This window comes from Streptomyces sp. NPDC001056, assembly GCF_053598955.1.
The window spans coordinates 220,221-240,765 of the sequence record NZ_JBSFLI010000005.1 but is presented as its reverse complement, the minus strand read 5'-3'; the positions used below and the strand labels follow the sequence as shown (position 1 = coordinate 240,765).

The following is a 20,545-nucleotide window of genomic DNA, read 5'->3' as shown; positions in this document are numbered from 1 at the left end:
TGAACGGCCGGGTACGCCGTTCGCCTAGCCGCCGGCGGTCTCCTTCGTCACGCACCCGGCGAGCAGCCGCGCCGCCTCCTCGGGCGCGAGGATGCGCTCCAGGACGAGGTCGCCGGTCATGTGCGGGAAGAACCGGCCCGCGGGCCAGCTCCGCTGGTACGGCGGCGGGTCCAGGACGAGCAGTCGGGCACCGTCCACGACCGGGATGTCGCAGGGGGTGCCCTCGTTCCACACCCACTCCCCGGTGGGGCTGACGAGGTTGAAGGAGCCGGTGGTGTGCACCTGGCCCGGCTGGTCGCGGCAGACGGCTGCCTCCGCCGCGGAGGGGGCCCGGCCCGGGAGGTGGCCGCCGCCGATGAGCACGTCGGCGAGCAGGGTGTGCAGCTGGAAGTTGTCGCCGAGGCCGCTCATCCGCAGCGCGTAGCCGGTGCCGGTGGGGCGGTGCAGGACGATCAGCGGTTCGTCGTCCAGGACGAGCAGGGCGTGGTGGAGGCACTTGAAGTCGTGCCCGGAGGCATCCTGCACGGCGCGCAGGGCCGTGAGCAGCCCGGTGCGCCGCTCGGTGCCGAGCGCGGTGCGGACGGTGGCGTGGTCGAGCATGGCGACGCAGGCCATCTCCCACTGGGGCAGCGTCAGCCAGGCCAGCGCGGGCCCGGGGCCGACCCGGTCGAACAGGGCCGGGTCCTGCTCGCCCTCCGGGTCCGGCAGTTCGCCGCCGTCGGTGGCCGCCCAGCGCTCGCAGAACTCCCGGACCCCGGCGAGCGTGTCGGCCAGTCCGTCCAGGACGTGCGGGGCGCAGTCGGCCGGATCGGCGCCGCGCTCCACACAGGCGCCGATGATCACGGCGACGGTGCCGCGCGGTCCGGGCGGCACCTCGTGGAGCAGTGCGGCGAGACGCCGCGCGGCCTGCGCGGTCTCCTGCGCTCCCGCCCCCTGAAAGCGCTGGTACAGCTCTTGGAACTCGTGCTCGGAGCGCTCCGCGTCACGCTCCCGCACGGCGGACTCGAACCCGGCGACGGCTTCGAGGAATCGCTTCCTCCCCTTGCTTCCGAAGATCATGGACGGAGGGTACAGCGGCTGCGGTAACCAGACGGGGCCGGGTGAGCACCACGCCCCCGGCCCCGCCCGCCCGCCGTTGTCGACGAACGACCTTGTTCCTCAGCGGGGTTACCGCTTCCCCGCCTTACGGGTGGCCCGCAGCCACTCCCGGTTCATGCCGGTGATGGACATCAGCGGGATCCCCTTGGGGCAGGCCGTCGCGCACTCGCCGGTCAGCGTGCAGCCGCCGAAGCCCTCCTCGTCCATCTGGGCCACCATGTCGAGCACGCGGGTCTCCCGCTCGGGAGCGCCCTGCGGCAGCACGTTCAGATGGTTGATCTTGGCCGACGTGAACAGCATCGCCGCTCCGTTGGGGCATGCCGCCACACACGCCCCGCACCCGATGCACTCGGCGTGCTCGAAGGCGAAGTCGGCGTCGGCCTTGGGCACCGGCGTGGAGTGCGCCTCCGGCGCGGAGCCGGTCGGCGCGGTGACGTACCCGCCGGCCTGGATGATCCGGTCGAACGCGGACCGGTCGACCACGAGGTCCTTGATCACCGGGAACGCGGCGGCCCGCCACGGCTCGATGTCGATCGTGTCGCCGTCCTTGAAGGACCGCATGTGCAGCTGGCAGGTGGTGGTCCGCTCGGGCCCGTGCGCGTCACCGTTGATCACGAGGGAGCACGCGCCGCAGATGCCCTCGCGGCAGTCGTGGTCGAAGGCGACCGGGTCCTCGCCGGCGAGGATGAGCTGTTCGTTGAGGACGTCCAGCATCTCCAGGAAGGACATGTCGGACGAGATGCCGTCCACCTCGTAGGTGGACATGGTGCCGTCGGCGTCGGCGTTCTTCTGCCGCCAGACGCGCAGGGTGAGCTTCATGCGTAGCTCCGCTGAGTGGGATGGACGTACTCGAAGACCAGGTCTTCCTTGTGCAGGACGGGAGCGGAGCCCGTGCCGGCGAACTCCCAGGCGGCCGCGTAGGCGAACTCCTCGTCCCTGCGGGCGGCTTCGCCGTCCGGGGTCTGGGACTCCTCGCGGAAGTGGCCGCCGCAGGACTCGGCGCGGTGCAGCGCGTCGAGGCACATGAGTTCGGCGAGTTCGAGGTAGTCGACGATGCGGTTGGCCTTCTCCAGCGACTGGTTGAACTCCTCGCCGGTACCAGGGACCTTGATGCGCCGCCAGAACTCCTCGCGGATCTGCGGGATGCGCTCCAGGGCCTTGCGCAGTCCCTCGTCGGTGCGGGCCATGCCGCAGAACTCCCACATGATCTCGCCGAGTTCGCGGTGGAAGGAGTCCGGGGTGCGGTCTCCGTCGACCGAAAGCAGCAGGTTCAGCCGGTCCTCGGTCTCCGCCAACACCTGCTGTACGGCCGGGTGTTCGGGGGTGACAGGGTCCTGGTGGGGGTTGCGGGCCAGGTAGTCGTTGATGGTGGCCGGCAGCACGAAGTAGCCGTCGGCGAGGCCCTGCATCAGGGCGGAGGCGCCGAGGCGGTTCGCGCCGTGGTCGGAGAAGTTGGCCTCGCCGATCGCGAACAGGCCGGGGATGGTGGTCTGGAGGTCGTAGTCGACCCACAGCCCGCCCATCGTGTAGTGCACCGCCGGGTAGATGCGCATCGGCACCTCGTACGGGTCCTCGTCGGTGATCCGCTGGTACATGTCGAAGAGGTTGCCGTACTTGGCCTCCACGGCCGCCCGGCCCATGCGCCGGATCGCGTCGGCGAAGTCCAGGTAGACGCCCTGGCCGCCGGGGCCGACTCCCCTGCCCTCGTCGCAGACGTTCTTCGCGGCGCGGGAGGCGATGTCGCGCGGGACCAGGTTGCCGAAGGAGGGGTAGATCCGCTCCAGGTAGTAGTCGCGCTCGTCCTCGGGGATCTGGTTCGGCGGGCGGTCGTCGCCCTTGGCCCTGGGCACCCAGATCCGGCCGTCGTTGCGCAGCGACTCGCTCATCAGGGTGAGCTTGGACTGGTGGTCGCCGGTGCGCGGGATGCACGTCGGGTGGATCTGGGTGAAGCAGGGGTTGGCGAAGTAGGCGCCGCGCCGGTGCGCCCGCCAGATCGCGGTCGCGTTGGAGTTCATGGCGTTGGTCGACAGGTAGAAGACGTTGCCGTAGCCGCCGGAGGCGAGCACGACCGCGTCCGCGAAGTACGTGTCGATACGGCCCGTGATCAGGTCCCGGGCCACGATGCCGCGCGCCCGCCCGTCCACGACGATCAGGTCGAGCATCTCGGTGCGCGGGTGCATCTCCACGTTCCCTGCGGCGATCTGCCGGGACAGTGCCTGGTAGGCGCCGAGCAGCAGCTGCTGGCCCGTCTGGCCGCGGGCGTAGAAGGTGCGGGAGACCTGGACGCCGCCGAAGGAGCGGGTGTCGAGCAGGCCGCCGTACTCGCGGGCGAAGGGCACGCCCTGCGCCACGCACTGGTCGATGATCTCGACGGAGATCTGCGCCAGGCGGGCGACGTTGGACTCGCGGGCGCGGAAGTCGCCGCCCTTGACGGTGTCGTAGAACAGCCGGTGGATCGAGTCGCCGTCGTTGCGGTAGTTCTTGGCCGCGTTGATGCCGCCCTGCGCGGCGATGGAGTGGGCGCGGCGCGGGGAGTCCTGGTAGCAGAACTGGACGACGTGGTAGCCCTGTTCGGCGAGGGTGGCGCCCGCGGAGCCGCCGGCGAGCCCGGTGCCCACCACGATGACCGTGTGCTTGCGCCGGTTGGCGGGGTTGACCAGCTTGGCCTCGAAGCGGCGGGTGTCCCAGCGCTCGTGGATCGGGCCGGAGGGGGCCTTGGCGTCGGCGACGGGTTCGCCGGTCGTGTAGTTCACGTAGTCGGTCATGTCAGCTCACCACTCCGGTCATGACGCCCACGGGTACGGCGATGAAGCCGGCCGTGAGCAGCAGCGCGAGGACGTCGGCAACGGTCTTCAGGGCGCGGTCGCGGGCGCGGCTGCCGACGCCGAGGGTCTGCGCGGCGCTCCAGAAGCCGTGCCGGATGTGCAGGCCGAGCGCGAGCATCGCGACGATGTAGATCACGTTGCCGTACCAGGTGGAGAAGGTGTCCACGACGTTCTGGTACGGGTGGCCGGGCTGGAAGCCGCCGGAGTGCACGGTGCCGGTGGTCAGGTCCAGGATGTGCCAGACGATGAAGAGACCGAGGATGATCCCGCCCCAGCGCATGGTGCGCGTGGCGTAGCTCGCCCGGGGCCGCGCGTGGACGTACTTGCTGGGCCGCGCCTTGATGTCGCGGCGGCTGAGCTGGTAAGCGGACGTGGCGTGGGCGACCACGGCGACGACGAGGACGACCCGGATGATCCAGAGCGTCCACTCGTAGTGCATGAAGGGTTCGCCGATGGTGCGCAGCCAGTGGGCGTAGTGGTTGAACTCGCCCGCCCCGAAGTAGATCTTCAGGTTTCCGATCATGTGCACCACCAGGTAGAGCAGCATGATCAGACCGCTGACGGCCATCACCGTCTTCTTGCCGACGGAGGAGTCCCACATCGTGCGTGCCAAGGACGGCCGTCGGTCCGTCCGCGTTGCCAGAGCCATGGAACAGCACGCTAGGGCCGAAGGTCCCGATCGGTCCAAGACATGGTGCACCTCGTTTCCATAGGAAGGGACTATCGTTGCAGTATGCAGTTCCAGCAGCTCCAGTACTTCGTGGCCGTCGCCGAGACCCGGCACTTCACCCGGGCCGCCGAACTGGTGCATGTGGCCCAGCCGTCGTTGTCCCAGCAGATCAAGGCGCTGGAGCGGGAGCTGGGCGCGGATCTGTTCCAGCGCGCCCGGGGCAACATCACGCTCACCGACGCGGGCGAGGCACTGCTGCCGCTGGCGCGGCGGATCCTCGCGGACACCGACACCGCCCGGCACGAGGTGCAGGAACTGGTGCAGCTACGGCGGGGCCGGGTACGCCTCGGCGCGACACCCAGCCTGTGCACGGGCCTGCTCCCGGACGTGCTGCGCGCCTTCCACGACCGCTACCCGGGCATCCGGCTCATGATCGAGGAGGGCGGCTCCCACGACCTGGTACGGGAACTGGCCCGCGGGGCCCTGGACCTCGCCCTGGTGGTGCTCCCGCTGCCGACGCCGTCGCCCGCGCTGACCACCGAGGAGGTGCTGCGCGAGGACCTCGTCGTCGTCTCCTCCCCGGAGGCACCGGCACCCGGCCGGGGCGGGCGGGCGGTCCACATCACGGATCTGGAGCGCGAGCGCCTGGTGATGTTCCGGCACGGGTACGACCTGCGGGAACTGACCGTCGCGGCGTGCCGCTCCGCCGGGTTCGAGCCGGAGTTCGCGGTCGAGGGCGGTGAGATGGACGCCGTGCTGGGGTTCGTGCGGGCGGGGCTGGGGGTGGCGGTCGTACCGCGGATGGTCGCGACCCGGGCGGGACGGGGCCTGCGGGTCACCCCGCTGGCCCGGCCCGGCCTGCACCGGACCATCGCGCTGGCGCACCGCAGCGATGTGGCGCCGCCGCGGGCCGCGCGGGAGCTTCAGCGGATGTTGCTGGAGCGGTGAGGGGCCGCTGCCGGCGCCGGGCAACGCACCGCGGCAGGTCGTGCACGGACGGACCGCGCGCTCCGGGGCGAAGACCGCGCCGAGGGGCGACGCGGCACCGGCCAGGCCCTGGAGCGACGTGGCGCCGATGCCGTTGACCGCCTTGGCCGGGTCGGCGGGGGGCGGGCCGTCCCCGTCGATCAGGTAGGGGGGCCACCACGGTGACGAACGCGACCAGGAGGGGGCCGCCGCACCCGACGGCCGCGATCAGCGACCGCGCCGCCGCGGGACGCGCTGGCAGACGGACGCGCCGTCGCACCCCGTCTCGATCGTCGAGTGCGGGCCGGGCGCCCCCGTACGACCGTATGAAACGCGCCGGCCCCGGGGCTGCGGCCGCGCCTCACGTGCCCGTCGCCCGATGCCGCGGCGGCCACGTCATCCCGTCGCGTCCGCCAGCGCCAGATCGTGCAGCCGCTCCGGTGGGCCCGGGCGGGCGTAGTACCAGCCCTGGGCCGTGTCGCAGCCCAGGACGCGGAGTTGTTCGGCCTGGGCACCGGTCTCGACGCCCTCGACGGTGACGGCGAGGTCGAGGCTGTGCGCGAGGGTGACGATGCCTTCGACGATCTTCAGGTCGACGGGGTCCGCGGGGAACTGCTGCATGCCCTGGGTGAAGGAGCGGTCCAGTTTGAGGACGCTCACCGGGAGGCGGCGCAGGTTGGCCAGGTTCGAGTAGCCGGTGCCGAAGTCGTCCAGGGCGATGTCCACGCCCATCTCGGCGAGTCTGCGCAGCGGTTTGAGCAGAGAGTCGTCGGCACCGATGAGCGCGGACTCGGTGACCTCCAGGCACAGGGCGTCGGGGGTGACGCCCGCTCTTTCGAGGATCTCCACCGTGTCCTGGACCAGGCCGGGGTGGCTGAGCTGGCACGGCGACAGGTTGACGTTGATCCGCAGCGGCCCGGCGTCCTGGCCGCCGTGCCGCTCCCGCCAGGCGCGGGCCTGCCGGATCGACTCCTCCAGGACCCAGCGGCCGAGCGGGACGATGAGTCCGGTGTGCTCGGCGAGCGGGATGAAGCGGTCGGGGCCGAGCACACCGTGCTGCGGGTGCAGCCAGCGCACCAGCGCCTCGGCGCCGCGCACGCTGCCGTCGCCGAGGTGCACCAGCGGCTGGTACTCGATGAAGAACTCGCCGCGTTCCAGGGCCGTCGGCAGGGCCGTGGTCAGGCCGTGCCGGGTGATGGCGCGGGCGTCCGCCTCCGGGTCGGCCAGCTCGAAGCGGTTGCCGCCCGCCGACTTGGCCCGGTACATGGTGATGTCGGCGCTGCGCAGCACCTCGGCGGCGGTGCGTTCGCCCGCCGGGCCCTCCACGATGCCGAGGCTGCCGCGCACCAGCAGGTCCCGGCCGTCGATGCTGATCGGGGTGACCAGGGCGTTCATGATGCGCTCGGCCAGCTCGTCCACGGCGCGCTCCGTGCCCGGCCCGGTGGTCAGCGCCACGAACTCGTCGCCGCCGAGCCGGGCGACCATCTCGCCGGGCGCGGTGGCGCAGGACTGGAGGCGGTCGGCGACCTCCACCAGGAGCCGGTCGCCGGCCGCGTGGCCCAGGCTGTCGTTGATGGTCTTGAAGCCGTCCAGGTCGAGGTAGCACAGCCCGAAGCGCTGGCCGTCCCCGGCCGCGAGGACCTTCTCCAGCCGCTCGAAGAACAGCGTGCGGTTGGGCAGGCCGGTGAGCGCGTCGTGCGTCGCCTCGTAACGCAACCGGAGGTTGAGCAGCCGGCGTTCGGTGGTGTCCTCCATCAGCGCCAGCTGGTACTGCGGTCTGCCGTCGGCGTCGCGCAGCAGGGAGACCGTGAGGTTGGTCCACAGCACCGTGCCGTCGGGCCTGTTGAAGGCCTTCTCCAGGTGGTAGTGCTCGCGTTCGCCGCGGACCAGTTCGTCGTAGAGCCGCCAGGTCTGCGGGGCGTCCTCGGGGTGCCTCCAGTCCTGCACCCGGCGGCCGCGCAGCGACTGCTGGGTGAACCCGAACATGCGCAGCAGCGCCTCGTTGACCTGGAGGATGTGGCCGTCGAGATCGGCGATGCCGATCCCTATGGCGGCGCCCTCGAAGACCGCGCGGAACCGGGCCTCGCTCGCGTGCAGCGCCTGTGCCACCACTCCCTGGGCGCGCAACGCCGCCTGGGCGATGGCCTCCTGTTCGGCGAGGGTGCGCCGGCGCAGCGCGTGCGCGTAGCCCGCGGCCATGGCGTGCTGCAACCGCGAGGAACGCATGCGCAGTTCGTCCTGCCGGCCGTCCCCGCCGCAGTAGAGCACGAGGTAGGCGTCCACGCAGTCCAGGGTGCGCGAGAGCGCCTCGGGGTCGGTGCAGTGCGCCTCGACCAGGGCGGCCCCGACCGCCTTCGCCGCGTCCGCGTCGAAGCTGCGGGCCGACAGCAGCTCACTCAACCGGCGTGCGAGCGGAAGGAGTTGTTCCTCGAACTCGGCGCGGGTGCGCGACGTCGAGGTCACCGGGTACAGCGCCCGGCTCCAGATCGTCGTCAGCCGGCGCAGTCTGTCCTCCGGCCCGTCCGGCTCCGCGCTCACGCCGTACGCCCCACGCCGGCATATCCGGCGAAGGCGAACGGGTCCTCGTCCTCCGGCGCCGATTCCGGGCGCCAGAGCGGCAACGGCACCAGTCCGGGTTCCACCATGTCGTACCCCTCGAAGAACCGCGCGATCTCGTCGCGCGAGCGCATGATCAGCGGGTTGCGAATGTCCCTGTATACGTCCACCGCACCCTCGGCCCGCTCCGCGGACACGGGGATTCCCTCGTACGAGGCATGGCTGAGGATCAGCAGGCTGCCGGGCGCGAGCGCGTCGCGCAGCTCCGCCACCGCTCCACAGGGGTCGTCCGCGTCTTCCACGAAGTGCAGTATGGCAACGAGGAGGAGGGCGACTGGCCGGTTCAGGTCGATCAGCCGCCGCACTTCGGGGCTCTCCAGGATGTCCCGCGGGTTGCGCAGGTCCGCGGCGGCCACGGCCGCGGCGTCGTTGCCCGCGAGTACGGCCTGGCTGTGCGCGACGGCGACGGGGTCGTGGTCGACGTAGACCACATGGGCGCCGGGGGCGGCGGACTGCGCGACCTCGTGGACATTGCCGTAGGTCGGGATGCCCGAGCCGATGTCGAGGAACTGGGTGATGCCCTCCTGGGCGGCGAAGCGCACGGCCCGGCGCAGGAAAGCCCGGTTGGCCTGCATGGTCTTGGGCAACCCCGGTATGAAGTCCATGGCCTTGCGGGCGGCCTCCCGGTCGACCTCGAAGTTGTGCGAACCGCCCAGGTAGTAGTCGTAGATGCGCGAGACGCTCGGCACCGAGATGTCGATGCTGCGTGGGGCCCAGGCGGGACGCTCCATTATCGCTCCAAGGCGGGGACGTGGATGTAGGCGATCCGGTGTTCGAGCAGAGGCTACTGATCGCCCGCCAAAGGAGCGACCCGATCCGGAAATTGACCATCCGTTCCCGGTCACTGCCTGCGGCAAGTGCCCGGCCGACCCCGCTCGGTGACGCCCTGCGCCGGGAATCCCGTCGACCGCCGTCCACCCCACGCCATCGGGACGGGTGACGCCCCGCGGGGCCCTCCATTTGACGGCCCGGCGGCGCTTTCGCACGGACCGAGGGACGTCCCGGGATGCCTTTTCGGCCATGTCGGACTCATCTGATCGTCAAACCGCCGATCGGCTTTATCCCTCCTTCGGACCAATACCGGCGCACTCCCGGTTACGGCCCTGCCGCGCGCCCCATGATCTCCGCGTGCATGGACTCCACGTGACCCGACGCGCGTCCGCCCCCAGGGCGTTCCCCAGGGCGTTCCCCAGGGCGTTGGCCCTGCTGGCGCTGGGCTGCGCGCTGGTGGGCTGCCCGGTCGGCCCGGCGTCGGCCGACGCCTGCGCGTACGCCTCCACGGGCCCGGACGGCACCGTGGCGGTGGCCTCGGCGGGCGACGTCTCGGTGACGGTCGCCACGGGCGCGGGCTCCCCGGCCCTCGCGGGTGACGCCTGGACCACCGCGGGCGGTGCCTCGGTCGCGGCGGGCAGTACCTCCGTCGCGGCGGGCGGCGCCTCGGTGGCCCTCTCCGGCGACCACCGGCCGGAGCCCCCGCACCGCCGTCCGTTCCCGCCGCCCCGGCGCTGCCCACCGCCGCCCCCGCCGCCGTGCCCGCCCGGGCCGCCGCCCACTCCCCCGCCGGCACCCACGCCCACCCCGACTCCGACTCCGACGCCACCTCCGGCGCCGGTGCCCGCACCGCGGCCCACGCCGAAGCCCGCGCCGCCCGCCCGGGTGCCCCGGCCGGCGCCCAGCCCCACTCCCCCGCCCGCGCCGAAGCCCGTCCAGGCCCCGAAGCCGAGGCCCGCGCCCGCGCCGCGGCCCACGGCGACGCCGGTGAGCTACCCGGCGTACCACCCGCGTCCGGTCGCCCGGCCCGCGCCGGGCCACACCGCGCCCGTCACCTACGTCCTGCTCATCGCCGTACCCGCGATCGTCGCCGTCGTGGCCCTGCGCCCGCGCTGACCACCGAGCCGCTCACCTCTGGAGGTATCCGTTGTCGGATTGGCTTGTTCTCGTCCTCGGGATGCTGGGGGCCTGTGCCGTGGTGGTCCTCGTGACCTTCGTACGGCACCGGCGGGCGCCCGAGGACGAGGACCCCAACGAGACCCCCGACGTCATCGAGTACATGACGATGTGGATCGGCGTCGTGTACGCGATCGTCCTGGGTCTGGCCATCGCGGGCGTGTGGGAGGCGCGCAACTCCGCCCATGACCACGTGCAGTCCGAGGCGCAGGCGCTGCACGAGATCTCGGAGCGGGTGCGGGTCTATCCGCCGGGGACCCGGGACCTCGTCCGGGCCGATGTCAACTCCTATGTCAGCTATGTCGTGCACACCGAGTGGTCCGCGATGGCCCGCGAGGAGCGCGTCACCGACCGCGGGACCGCGCTGTTGCAGAAGGTCCGCCAGGACGTCACCGACTACCAGCCGAGGAACGACTTCGAGGCGCAGGCCTACCAGCCGCTGCTGGACCAGATGGCCGCCGCGGACCAGGCGCGCAACGCGCGGGCCGACTCCACGGGCGCCACCATGCCGTCGGTGGTGTGGTGGGGGCTGCTCATCGGGGCGGTGGTCACCGTCGGCATGGTGTTCGCGCTCCAGATCCGGCGCACCACGAGGGAGCTGGTGCTGGCCGGGCTGTTCTCCGCGACCATCGCCTTCATGCTGTTCCTGATCTGGGACCTCGACTCCCCGTACAGCCGGGGCATCGCGGTGACCGCCGAACCGTTCCTCAATCTGTTCCCGGGCATCACGAGCTGAACGGTCCCGGACCGGCGGCCCGCGCGCGGTGGCCGCCGGTCCTGGCGTCCTCGGGGTTCTCCCGGAGAGGTCTCCCCTCAGTGGTCTCCCTCAGTCGTCTCCCTCAGTCGTCTCCCTCAGTGGTCTTCCCTACGGGATCAGGCCCGCCGCTCGCCCCTGCGGCGCAGCCAGTAGGCCCCGCCGCCGATCAGGGCCAGGCCGACCAGGCCGCCGCCGATGGCCATGTCGGCCGTCGTCGCGCCGATGGTCCTGCTTCCGCCGAGCCCGCCGTCGACGCTGCCGATCACCGTGAAAGCCCGGGACCGGGTGACGATGGGGCCGCCGCAGCGCACGAAGATGTCGTACCGGCCCGCGCGCGCGTTGCGGTTGACGTAGACGGCGCCCCGTGAGGTGTCGTCGTGGAGCGGCGTCAGCGGGGCGGTGCGGAAGGCGTGGGAGGCCATCTCGCCACCGCGCCGGCAGCCCTGCACGGTGACGGTCAGCCGACCGCCGGCCGCGACCACCCTCGGTGTGACGACGATGTCGTGCAGCCCGTCGAAGTGGTCGCCGGGCCCGCCGAGGTCACCGCCGAGGCCGTTGTCATCGGGGCCGAAGTCGTCGCCGCGCCGGTTGCCGAACTCGTCGCCCCGGAGGTTCCCGCCTCTGCCGTTGTCGTCGCCCCGGCCGTTGCTGCTGATCCGGCCGTTGCCGCTGATCGTGCCGTTGAAATGGCCCTCGAAACGGCCGTTCCCGCTGAAGCCCCCGTTCCCGCCGAGATTCCCGTTCCCGAAGTTGCCGTTCCCGTTGCCGATGTTCCCGCCCCCGCCGCCCCCGCCCCCGATTCCGAGGTTCCCGTTTCCGTTTCCGATGTTCCCGCCCCCGCCACCGATTCCGAAGTTGCCGACGCCGGTACCGGGGCCGACGATGGTCCCGGTGCCCGGGCCGGCGATGGTCCCCGTGCCCGTGCCTCCCGTGGTGCCGCCCCCGTTGCCCATGCCGTCCGCGACGGCCACGGGGGCGGCGAGCCCGAGCACGGCCACCGCGGTGCACGCGGCCGCCAGGGCGCGTTGGTTTCGCATGTGATCCTCCGCGGAAGGCACCCCGGGGCCCGTCCCCGGTCGATCGGCGAGAAAGCACCTCCCAGCAAAGACCCTCGGGCGCGCGGAACACGCCCGCATGTCGAGAATGGTCCGTACCGGTGATCCGACACCCCGCACGACAACCTGACAATCCGATATAGCCGCAGGTCACGGACCGTCAGAAAATTCCTGGGAACGGCAACTCGGATGGCGCACCAGGAGAGTGCGGGGCCACCCGTTCGCCACTCGGCCCGTCGCCGGGCGTGCGCGCGGGACTTAGTTTTTCCCCATGCGCAACGCAGGGGACGACCGACGCTTCGAGACGGGGTGGCGCGTGTCCGCGCCACGGCCGTACCCGCCGGCCCGGTTCGCCGACGAGGAGGAGGACGACGCCGAACGGCGCCGGCGGCGCGCCCCGTGGGGCGTGATGGCGCTGCTGCTGCTCTCCGGTCTGGCGCTCATCCGCAACGGCTCGGGCGAGTTCGACGTCGGCCCGCCGCAGCCCGCCTCGGCCGCCGCCCCCGACACCCGGGCCCCGCAGACACCGCTGCCCACCGCGCCCGTCGCGCTGCCGTTCTCCGCCGCGGACCGGGTGCGGATCCCGGCGATCCATGTGGACGCGCCGGTCACGCCCGTCGGTCTGGACGCGACCGGTGCGGTGAGCGCGCCGCCGCCCGAAGAACCCGACCTGGCGGGCTGGTTCACCGGCGCGGTCTCCCCCGGCGAGAAGGGCACCTCGGTCATCGTCGGCCACGTCGACAACCAGCAGGGCCCTGCCGTGTTCTACGGTCTCGGGGCCCTGAAGAAGGGCAACCGCGTCGAGGTCCTGCGCAAGGACGGCAGGACGGCGGTGTTCGAGATCTACGGCGTCGAGGTCTTCTCCAAGGCCGGCTTCCCCGGCGACCGGGTGTACGGCTCGAAGGGCGCGCCGGAGCTGCGCGTCATCACCTGCGGTGGCGGTTTCTCCAAGCAGAACGGCTACGACGGCAATGTCGTCGTCTTCGCCCGCCTGGTCGCGGTCACCTGAACCACCGCGGCCCGGCGGGCTGACAAGTCTCCTGCGAAGCGCCCCGAAACCGCCCTGGGGAAGGCGTCAGACGCGTCGGCTCGGCACCGTGAGGCGGTACCCGCTGTCGAGCAGGTACGGCAGCCACTCCTGAATGGCCTCCACGGTCTGCGAACGGTCGCCCCCGGCGTCGTGCGAGAGGATGACCACGCCCGGCGCGGCGCCGGTCTCCACCCGGTCGATGATGACGTCGGTGCCGGGCGGGTCCCAGTCGGTGGTGTCGACGGTCCAGGCCATCGGCTCCATGCCCATCTCGGCGCCCAGTTGGAACGCGGCCCGGTTCCAGGCTCCGTAGGGGGCGCGGAACCACTGCGGGCGCTCGCCGTAGCTGGCCTCGATGATGTCGCTGGTGCGCTCCATCTCGGACTTGATCTCGGTGCGATCGAGGGTGGTCAGCAGGGGGTGCGTCCAGGTGTGGTTGCCGACGACATGGCCCTCCTCGGCCATCCGGGCCACCAGGTGCCTGTTGGCCTCGACGCACTCGCCGCACACGAAGAACATCGCCCGTACGTCGTGCTTGGCGAGGGTGTCCAGAATGTGCGGGGTGTAGTCGGGGTTGGGGCCGTCGTCGAAGGTCAGCATCATCTGCCGGCCGCGTTCGGAGATCCGGAAAATCGGTTCAGTGCGCACCTTCAGCCTGCGCGGCACGGAGCGCGGCGGGCCGCCCCCGGTCCACGGCTGGAGGCGGAAGGCGGAGGATTTCAGGGGCGCCTGGCGGGCCTGGGGGCCGGGGACGGGCACGGGGGCGGGGGGCCGGGCGGCCTCCTCGCCGTCGCCCGCCACGACGAGTCCCGCCGTGCCCGCGGCTCCCAGAGCGGCGGCCCCGGCGAGGAGCATGCGACGGCGTGTGAACAACTGATCTTGCTGCATGACTCATCAGTCGCCCCACAAGGGGTCGCCGCACCGTAACGGCACGGGTGCGCGGGCGGTTTTCCACCCGGTCGGACCAGCGCTGGAACGTGGTGGAACCCCGAAGAGGTCTCTGGTAGTCCTTCATTCGGCACGGACATCGTCACGACAACGGACAGAGGTGCGAGCCGAGTTGGCGTCATCAGGGGGAGCGGGCCGGGTGCGGCGCAACGGGCCGGCGGTGGTGCTGCTGGCCGTGGCCCAGGTGCTGGTGGTCTTCGACACCACGATGTTCGTCATGGGCCTGCCGTGGCTCATGGCGCGGGCGAGTCTGAGCATCTCGGGCCTGGCCTGGCTGCTGACCGTGTACAGCGTGTGTTTCGCCGCGCTGCCCGCGCTCGCGGCGGCGCTCGGTGAGGCGTTCGGGCAGCGGCGGGTGCTGACGGCCGGGCTCGCCCTGTCGACGCTGGCCGCCGTGGTGCCCGGGGTGACCTCCGACGTCTCGCTGCTGCTGGGCGCGCGGGCGGTGCAGGGCGTCGCGGCGGCGGTGATCACGGCGGGCGCGCTCGCGCTGATCGACGCCGCGCACCCGCAGGGGCCGGTTCGGGACCGGGCGCTGAACGTGCATTTCGCGGTCGTCGCCGCCGCGCTGCCCGCGGTGCTGCTGCCGGCCGTTGTGCTGCTGGACCTGACGGACGACATGGAAACGGCCTTCTGGGTGCAGGCCGCGGCCTCGGCGGTGCTTCTGCTGCTGACCCCGCTGGTGCTCACCGAGACCACGCCGGTGCCCGGCGGGGCGCGCCGGGTGGGCAGGGCGGCCCAGTGGGTGGTGCCCCTGGGATTCCTGGCGTGGTTCGCCGACTGGCTCGGCGACCACAGCGTGTCCCTGGAGACGGTCGTCCTGATCGCGGTGGCGGGCGCGCTGCTGCCCTCGGCGCTGGCCTGGCTGGGCCGGGGCGAGCGGATGCCGGAGCTGTTCGCGCGGCTGTACCGGGAGCGGGCCGCGGTCGGCGCGTACACGGTGGTGGCGCTGGTGGCGACGTGTCTGACCGGGCTCTTGTACATCCTCTCACTCGCTCTTCAGCTGCTCGGCGACATGTCCCCGGTGCAGGTCGGCTGGGCCATGCTGCCGGCCGTCGCCGGGATCGCCCTGGGATGGCTGGTGCTGCCCGTGCTCGCGGCCCGGCTCGGGATCGGGGTCACGGTGGCCGGTGCCTGCGCCGTGACGGCCCTCGGGTTCCTGGTGCTGAGCCTGCGCGGCGCCGCCGGTTTCGGCGATGTGGTGCCGCCGCTGCTGCTGGTCGCGTTCGGCTGCGGGGTGCTCGCGCTGCCGGTGGGCTTCGCCCGGTCGGGCAGCGGTGCCCTGCCGCAGGGACTGAACTCCTCCCGGCAGTTGGGCGCGGGGCTGGGGGTGTCGCTGTTCCCCGGCATCGTCGCCGCCGTGCAGCAGGAGTCGTCCCCCCGGGTGACCGGCATCAAGGCGTACCGGTCGCTCCTGGCGCACGGCGCGCACGACTGTTTCCAGCTGGGTATGGCGCTGTCCCTGGCCGCGATGGCGGTCGCGCTGCTGACCCTGACCCGGATCACGCCGGCTCCGGAGCCCGAACCCGAGCCGGGGCTCAGCGGCGGCGCACCAGCGGGAACGGCAGGGTCTCCCGGATCGTGAGGCCGGTGAGGAACATGACGAGCCGGTCGACGCCGATACCGATGCCGCCGGTCGGGGGCATCGCGTAGTCGAGGGCCTGGAGGAAGTCCTCGTCGAGTTCCATGGCCTCCGGGTCCCCGCCGGCCGCCCGCAGCGACTGCTCGATGAGCCTGCGGCGTTGCTCGACGGGGTCGGTCAACTCGGAGTAGGCGGTTCCGAGTTCCATGCCGAAGGCGACGAGGTCCCAGCGTTCGGCGAGCCGCGGGTCCGCGCGGTGCTGCCGGGTCAGCGGGGAGACGGCGGTCGGGAAGTCCTTGTAGAAGGTGGGCAGTCGGGTGCGCTCCTCGACCAGCCGCTCGTACATCTCCAGGGCGATGTCGGCGGGTCCGTCGTCCGCGGTGTACGGCACGGACGCGCGGTCGCACAGCCGGTGCAGGCGCAGCAGTTCGGTGCCGGGGCCGATCTCCTCGCCCAGGGCCTCGGACAGGGCGCCGTACACGGTCTTCACCGGCCAGGGCCCGGAGATGTCGTACTCCTCGCCGTGCCGGTGGGCCACCGGGGCCCCGTGGGCGGCGACGGCGGCGCCCTGGACCAGTTCGCGGGCGAGGTCGAGCATGACGTCGTAGTCGGCGTACGCCTGGTAGGCCTCCAGCATGGTGAACTCGGGGTTGTGCTTGGGCGATACGCCCTCGTTGCGGAACGTGCGGCCGAGTTCGAAGACCTTCTCCAGGCCGCCTACGCACAGGCGTTTGAGGTACAGCTCGGGGGCGATGCGCAGGTACAGGTCGAGGTCGTAGGCGTTGCTGTGGGTGGTGAAGGGGCGGGCGTTGGCGCCGCCGTGGATCTGCTGGAGCACCGGGGTCTCGACCTCGACGAAGCCGCGGCCCAGCAGTCCTTGGCGCAGGGCGCCCACGGTGGCGGAGCGGGCGCGGAGCACGGCGCGGGCGGCGGGCCGGGTGACCAGGTCGAGGTGGCGCAGGCGGACCCTGGCCTCAGGGTCGGTCAGACCACGGCGCTTGTCGGGCAGCGGGCGCAGGCACTTGCCGGTGAGCTGCCAGGAGGTGGCGAAGACGGTGGGCTCGCCCCGGTCGCTGAGGCCGCTCGCTCCGCTGACGGTGATGTGGTCGCCGATGTCGGCGTCGGCGGTGAAGCGGTCGAGGGCGGCGCCGCAGCGGTCCCGGGTGAGGGCGATCTGGTGGTCGCCGGACCAGTCGCGCAGCACGGCGAAGACGATGCCGCCGAGGTCGCGGACGAGCATGATCCGCCCGGCGACGGTGACGTCGGCGCCGGGCGGGACGTCGGCGAGGGCGTGGGTGGGGGGCCGGACGCCGACGGGGTAGGGGTCGGTGCCGGCGGCCCGCAGGCGGTCGAGTTTGTGGCGGCGGACGCGGATCTGGTCGGGCAGGCCGGTGTCCGGGGCGGCGGGCCCGGTGCCGGGGGCGGCCGCGGTCACGAGCGGCGGGAGCGGGGGCGCGGGCCGCGCTCCGGTCGCCCGGCGCCCCTTTCCCCACAGGGTGCGCAGCGACGGCACGGAGACGAAGCCCTCGGCGATGCCGGAGGCCAGGCCGATGCGGGCGAGGGAGGCGGTCTCGCCGTAGCAGATGAACCGCGGGTACCACTGGGGGCGGTACTTGGCGTTGGAGCGGTAGAGCGCCTCCAGTTGCCACCAGCGGGAGAGGAACAGCAGCAGCCGGCGCCAGAGCCGCAGGACGGGTCCGGCGCCGATGCGGGCGCCCTCCTCGAAGACCGAGCGGAAGACGGCGAAGTTCAGCGAGATCCTGCGGATGCCCAACCTGGGCGCGGCGGCGCACAGTTCGGTGACCATGAACTCCATCACGCCGTTGGGCGCGGCGCGGTCGCGGCGCATCAGGTCCAGCGAGACGCCGTCGGTGCCCCAGGGCACGAAGGAGAGCAGCGCGAGGAGCCGGCGGTCCTCGCCGCAGGCCTCCACGAGCAGGCAGTCGCCGTCGGCGGGGTCGCCGAGCCGGTCCAGGGCCATGGAGAAGCCGCGCTCGGTCTCCGTGTCGCGCCAGGCGTCGGCCTTGTCGACGATCTCCTCCATCTCCCGTTCGCCGAGGGTGGCGTGGCGGCGGATGCGGCAGGTGGCGCCGGTGCGGCGGACGCGGTGCACGGCCTGCCGGGTGACACGCATGTCCCGGCCGCCCAGATCGAACCCGGCGACGTGCACGATCGCCTCGTCGCCGAGCTGGAGGGCGCCGAGCCCCGCGCGGGCGTAGGCGCGCGCGCCGTCCTCGGAGGCGCCCATCACGGCGGGCGCCCAGGCGTAGCGGCGGGCCAGGTCCAGCCAGGCGGCGATGGCGTGCGGCCATGCCTCCGGGTCGCCGACGGGGTCGCCGCTGGCGAGGCACACCCCGGCCTCGACGCGGTAGGTGACGGCGGCCTTGCCGCTGGGCGAGAAGACGACTGCCTTGTCGCGGCGGGTGGCGAAGTAGCCGAGGGAGTCGCGCTCGCCGTACGCCTTGAGCAGGGCGCGGATGCGGGCCTCCTCGTCGCCGTGCAGGGCGGCCTCCAGGCGCTGGGAACGGAACAGCGCGGCGGCGGCGTTGAGCAGGGCGAGCGCGCCGAGCAGGCCGAGCACGAAGGTGACCTCGCGGGGCGGGTGCCCGGCGAAGGAGCTGCTGGAGACGAGGCCGCCGCACACCCGGTCGGCCGCCCAGGCCAGGTGCTGGTCGGCCGGGAGGGTGCCGGGGAAGAGCAGGACCAGGCCCCAGCCGAGCAGGATCGCGACGGCGAGCCCGGCGAGCAGGACGGCGAGGGCCCGCCACACCGCGCCGCGGCGGGAGGCGGCGTAGAACTCCCGGCGGGCCACGAGCAGCAGGACCAGCAGCAGGCCGCACAGGACGAGGGAGGGCAGCGACTGGGCGTACAGGCCGAGGGCGAGGCCGAACGCGTCGGTGAGGACGAGCAGGCCCAGATAGACGACGACCAGCCACCAGGCGACCTTCTTGCGGGCGGCGGTGGCGCCGGCCAGCAGGAACAGGAAGACGGCGTAGGCGAGGTTGGCGCTGATGGGGACCAGCAGCAGGTCGATGCCCCGGACGAGCGGACGCAGCACCCTCCGCAGCGGCTCCACCAGCGCGATCGCCGCGCACAGCAGCCCGAGCCCGGCGAACAGCGCACCGAAGGCCTCGGGCACCCATCCAAGCCGCCCACCGCCGTCCGAGGGCCCCGCCCCCGTGCCGTCCCTACGCGCGGCGGGCTCCGCGGTGGCGGTCATGGTTCCGACTGTAGGTACGGGGGCGGGGGGTGCGCGCGTCGAGGCGTGGTCTCCACGCGCCCGTCGGTTCATGGGAAGCAACCGTTCCGATAGCCTCGGGACGTGACGGAGCAGCACGAAGAACATGCGCACCTGTTCGAGCGGGGCACGGACGGACCGAAGGTGATCCTCGTCGGCGTGGACGGTTCCGACTCCTCGATGCGGGCCGCTGCCTACGCGAGCGGTCTGGCCCGTCGGCAGCACGCGCTGCTGGCGGTGGTGTACGTGCAGCCCGTGCTGGCGGCCGGTGCGGCCCTGGGTGCCCCGGTGATGGAGACGACCGACGAGATCGCCGAGGACCTGGTGGCGCAGATCCGGGAGGCGGCCGAGCGGCTCCGCGGGATATTCGAGGTGCGCTGGGAGTTCCACACCTTCCGTGGCGACCCCTACGCCGGACTGGTGACGGCCGCCGAGGAGCTGAAGGCGGACGCGGTGGTGGTGGGCGCCTCGGAGCAGGCCGGGCACCGGATCATCGGGTCGGTGGCGGTGCGACTGGTGAAGGCGGGACGCTGGCCCGTGACGGTCGTTCCGTAGCGGCGGGGCGCGGCCACAGCAGCAGCGGCGTGGCGAGCATCAGCACCCCGGCGACGCCGAGCGCGGTACGCGGGCCGGCGAGGGCGGCGAGCAGCCCCCACAGGGCGGTGAGCGCGGCCGTGACGGCCTTGCCGGTGACCGACCAGGCGGCCAGCATCCGGGCCACCCGGTCGTTCGGGGTCAGTTCCAGGCGCTCGGTGACGACGAGCGGGTTGAAGATGCCGCAGCAGGTGATCAGACCCGCCTCGACGACCATCACCGTCAGCAGCCCGGTCACGCCGGGCCCGACGAAGGCGAGGCCGATCGGCCAGCAGGCGCGCAGCACGCCCGAGGCGAGCAGCACCCGGCGCCTGCCGTACCGGGTGGCCAGCGGGCGGGCCAGCCGGGAGCCGAGCAGCCCGCCGAGGCAGGGCACGGCGAAGGCGAGGCCGTACTGCCAGGGGGCGAAGCCGAGCCGGCCGAGCATGAGGACCGCGAGGACCGGCGAGCCGGCCATGATCAGGGCGTTGTTCAGCAGCACGTTGAGGAAGAGCGGGCGCAGGGCGCGGCTGGTGAGCAGGTGCCGCCAGCCGTCGAGCAGTTCCCCGGCGCGCGGCGCGGCGGTGCGCTCGGGGACGGTCTCGTCGCGGCCGATGGCGCGGATGCCGAACGCGGAGAGCACATAGCTGAGGGCGTCCGCGGCCACCGTGGTCACCGGTCCGAGCAGGCCGACGACGGCGCCGCCGAGCGGCGGGCCGAGCACGCTGGCGGTCCAGTTCGTGGACTCGAACCGGCTGGCCGCGGTGAGCAGACCGTCGGGCGGCACGAACGCCTTGAGGTGCGCCCCGGAGGCGGCGGTGAAGGCGATGTCGGCGGTCGCGACGACCACGGAGACCACGAGGAGCTGCCCGAATCCGAGGGCGCCGAGCGCGTAGGCGACGGGCAGCGTGAGCAGCGCGGCCCCACGCACGAGGTCGGCGGTGATCATCACCGGCCGCTTGCGGCGGAACTCGATCCAGGGGCCGAGCGGTACGGCGGCCACCGCGCCGACGGCGACCCCGGCGGAGGCGAGCAGCGACACCTGGGCGGCGCCCGCGTGCAGCACGAGGACCGCGATCAACGCGAAGGCGTCGAACGCGAGCCAGGTTCCGAAGGTACTCACCGTGTACGCGGCCCACAGCCACCCGAACCGCCGCCCCAGCTTCATCCACAACCTCCCGTTGACCGGGGACATAAAAACCAGCAGGTGGGGTGCGTATCAAACAACCACGACGACGGC

At 72.6% G+C, this 20,545-nt stretch carries 16 protein-coding genes; 6 read left to right on the top strand and 10 right to left on the bottom strand.

The features are described 5' to 3' along the window. Positions 1 to 24: 24 nt before the first annotated feature. The 4 genes from ACWDD7_RS08835 to ACWDD7_RS08820 form a co-directional block, all read right to left on the bottom strand. On the bottom strand, positions 25 to 1,059 hold the full coding sequence (locus tag ACWDD7_RS08835) for a hypothetical protein (protein WP_450456865.1): 1,035 nt from the start codon (positions 1,057 to 1,059) through the stop codon (positions 25 to 27). A 108-nt stretch (positions 1,060 to 1,167) separates the two neighbouring features. Next, the gene (locus ACWDD7_RS08830) at positions 1,168 to 1,917 is read right to left on the bottom strand and encodes a succinate dehydrogenase/fumarate reductase iron-sulfur subunit (protein ID WP_351866337.1); all 750 of its coding nucleotides are present in this window, start codon (positions 1,915 to 1,917) and stop codon (positions 1,168 to 1,170) included. After that, on the bottom strand, positions 1,914 to 3,863 hold the full coding sequence (locus ACWDD7_RS08825; protein WP_351866339.1) for a fumarate reductase/succinate dehydrogenase flavoprotein subunit: 1,950 nt from the start codon (positions 3,861 to 3,863) through the stop codon (positions 1,914 to 1,916). Before ACWDD7_RS08825 ends, ACWDD7_RS08830 begins: the two co-directional genes overlap by 4 nt. 1 nt (position 3,864) lies before the next feature. Continuing rightward, positions 3,865 to 4,536, bottom strand: a complete 672-nt coding sequence (locus tag ACWDD7_RS08820; RefSeq protein WP_450456864.1) for a succinate dehydrogenase — start codon at positions 4,534 to 4,536, stop codon at positions 3,865 to 3,867. A gap of 120 nt (positions 4,537 to 4,656) precedes the next feature. Between ACWDD7_RS08820 and ACWDD7_RS08815 the strand changes: the two genes are divergently transcribed. Beyond that, positions 4,657 to 5,541 carry a LysR family transcriptional regulator gene (locus tag ACWDD7_RS08815; RefSeq protein ID WP_351866341.1) on the top strand — a complete coding sequence of 295 codons (885 nt, stop codon included), beginning with the start codon at positions 4,657 to 4,659 and terminating at the stop codon, positions 5,539 to 5,541. A 414-nt stretch (positions 5,542 to 5,955) separates the two neighbouring features. On the opposite strand, the gene ACWDD7_RS08810 is transcribed toward ACWDD7_RS08815, so the two are convergent. Further along, positions 5,956 to 8,097 carry a putative bifunctional diguanylate cyclase/phosphodiesterase gene (locus ACWDD7_RS08810; protein ID WP_351866344.1) on the bottom strand — a complete coding sequence of 714 codons (2,142 nt, stop codon included), beginning with the start codon at positions 8,095 to 8,097 and terminating at the stop codon, positions 5,956 to 5,958. Next, the gene (locus ACWDD7_RS08805; protein WP_450456863.1) at positions 8,094 to 8,906 is read right to left on the bottom strand and encodes an SAM-dependent methyltransferase; all 813 of its coding nucleotides are present in this window, start codon (positions 8,904 to 8,906) and stop codon (positions 8,094 to 8,096) included. Before ACWDD7_RS08805 ends, ACWDD7_RS08810 begins: the two co-directional genes overlap by 4 nt. 412 nt (positions 8,907 to 9,318) lie before the next feature. Here ACWDD7_RS08805 and ACWDD7_RS08800 point away from each other — a divergent pair, with 412 nt between their 5' ends. Together ACWDD7_RS08800 and ACWDD7_RS08795 are read left to right on the top strand one after the other, a co-directional pair. Next, positions 9,319 to 10,062, top strand: coding sequence for a hypothetical protein (locus ACWDD7_RS08800; protein ID WP_450456862.1), 744 nt, complete (start codon positions 9,319 to 9,321; stop codon positions 10,060 to 10,062). Between the two features lie 31 nt (positions 10,063 to 10,093). Then, a complete protein-coding gene (locus ACWDD7_RS08795) occupies positions 10,094 to 10,858 on the top strand; it encodes a bestrophin-like domain (RefSeq protein ID WP_450456861.1) in 765 nt (254 codons plus the stop codon). 137 nt (positions 10,859 to 10,995) lie between these two features. Here the strand turns inward: ACWDD7_RS08795 and ACWDD7_RS08790 are convergent, their stop codons facing one another. Beyond that, the gene (locus tag ACWDD7_RS08790) at positions 10,996 to 11,916 is read right to left on the bottom strand and encodes a hypothetical protein (protein ID WP_450456860.1); all 921 of its coding nucleotides are present in this window, start codon (positions 11,914 to 11,916) and stop codon (positions 10,996 to 10,998) included. 427 nt (positions 11,917 to 12,343) lie between these two features. Here ACWDD7_RS08790 and ACWDD7_RS08785 point away from each other — a divergent pair, with 427 nt between their 5' ends. Then, entirely contained in the window at positions 12,344 to 12,943 is a 600-nt protein-coding gene (locus ACWDD7_RS08785; protein WP_351866401.1) for a class F sortase, read from the top strand. Positions 12,944 to 13,009: 66 nt separating this feature from the next. Here the strand turns inward: ACWDD7_RS08785 and ACWDD7_RS08780 are convergent, their stop codons facing one another. After that, a complete protein-coding gene (locus ACWDD7_RS08780) occupies positions 13,010 to 13,852 on the bottom strand; it encodes a polysaccharide deacetylase family protein (RefSeq protein WP_450456859.1) in 843 nt (280 codons plus the stop codon). A gap of 199 nt (positions 13,853 to 14,051) precedes the next feature. Between ACWDD7_RS08780 and ACWDD7_RS08775 the strand changes: the two genes are divergently transcribed. Beyond that, on the top strand, positions 14,052 to 15,497 hold the full coding sequence (locus ACWDD7_RS08775) for an MFS transporter (protein ID WP_450456858.1): 1,446 nt from the start codon (positions 14,052 to 14,054) through the stop codon (positions 15,495 to 15,497). Here the strand turns inward: ACWDD7_RS08775 and lysX are convergent. After that, complete coding sequence (gene lysX / locus ACWDD7_RS08770) at positions 15,451 to 18,714, bottom strand: bifunctional lysylphosphatidylglycerol synthetase/lysine--tRNA ligase LysX (RefSeq protein WP_450456857.1); 3,264 nt, start codon at positions 18,712 to 18,714, stop codon at positions 15,451 to 15,453. The two genes, ACWDD7_RS08775 and lysX, sit on opposite strands and share 47 nt — an antisense overlap. A gap of 102 nt (positions 18,715 to 18,816) precedes the next feature. Between lysX and ACWDD7_RS08765 the strand changes: the two genes are divergently transcribed. Continuing rightward, on the top strand, positions 18,817 to 19,287 hold the full coding sequence (locus tag ACWDD7_RS08765) for a universal stress protein (protein WP_351866369.1): 471 nt from the start codon (positions 18,817 to 18,819) through the stop codon (positions 19,285 to 19,287). On the opposite strand, the gene ACWDD7_RS08760 is transcribed toward ACWDD7_RS08765, so the two are convergent. Next, positions 19,223 to 20,473 carry an MFS transporter gene (locus tag ACWDD7_RS08760; protein WP_450456856.1) on the bottom strand — a complete coding sequence of 417 codons (1,251 nt, stop codon included), beginning with the start codon at positions 20,471 to 20,473 and terminating at the stop codon, positions 19,223 to 19,225. The two genes, ACWDD7_RS08765 and ACWDD7_RS08760, sit on opposite strands and share 65 nt — an antisense overlap. Positions 20,474 to 20,545: the final 72 nt, after the last annotated feature.

What these genes read in the sequence shown, in the direction of transcription:
- ACWDD7_RS08835 (WP_450456865.1), bottom strand. Translation starts at nt 1,059, where the DNA reads ATGATCTTCGGAAGCAAGGGGAGGAAGCGATTCCTCGAAGCCGTCGCC.
- ACWDD7_RS08830 (WP_351866337.1), bottom strand. Translation starts at nt 1,917, where the DNA reads ATGAAGCTCACCCTGCGCGTCTGGCGGCAGAAGAACGCCGACGCCGAC.
- ACWDD7_RS08825 (WP_351866339.1), bottom strand. Translation starts at nt 3,863, where the DNA reads ATGACCGACTACGTGAACTACACGACCGGCGAACCCGTCGCCGACGCC.
- ACWDD7_RS08815 (WP_351866341.1), top strand. Translation starts at nt 4,657, where the DNA reads ATGCAGTTCCAGCAGCTCCAGTACTTCGTGGCCGTCGCCGAGACCCGG.
- ACWDD7_RS08805 (WP_450456863.1), bottom strand. Translation starts at nt 8,906, where the DNA reads ATGGAGCGTCCCGCCTGGGCCCCACGCAGCATCGACATCTCGGTGCCG.
- ACWDD7_RS08790 (WP_450456860.1), bottom strand. Translation starts at nt 11,916, where the DNA reads ATGCGAAACCAACGCGCCCTGGCGGCCGCGTGCACCGCGGTGGCCGTG.
- ACWDD7_RS08785 (WP_351866401.1), top strand. Translation starts at nt 12,344, where the DNA reads ATGGCGCTGCTGCTGCTCTCCGGTCTGGCGCTCATCCGCAACGGCTCG.
- ACWDD7_RS08780 (WP_450456859.1), bottom strand. Translation starts at nt 13,852, where the DNA reads ATGCAGCAAGATCAGTTGTTCACACGCCGTCGCATGCTCCTCGCCGGG.
- lysX (WP_450456857.1), bottom strand. Translation starts at nt 18,714, where the DNA reads ATGACCGCCACCGCGGAGCCCGCCGCGCGTAGGGACGGCACGGGGGCG.
- ACWDD7_RS08760 (WP_450456856.1), bottom strand. Translation starts at nt 20,473, where the DNA reads ATGAAGCTGGGGCGGCGGTTCGGGTGGCTGTGGGCCGCGTACACGGTG.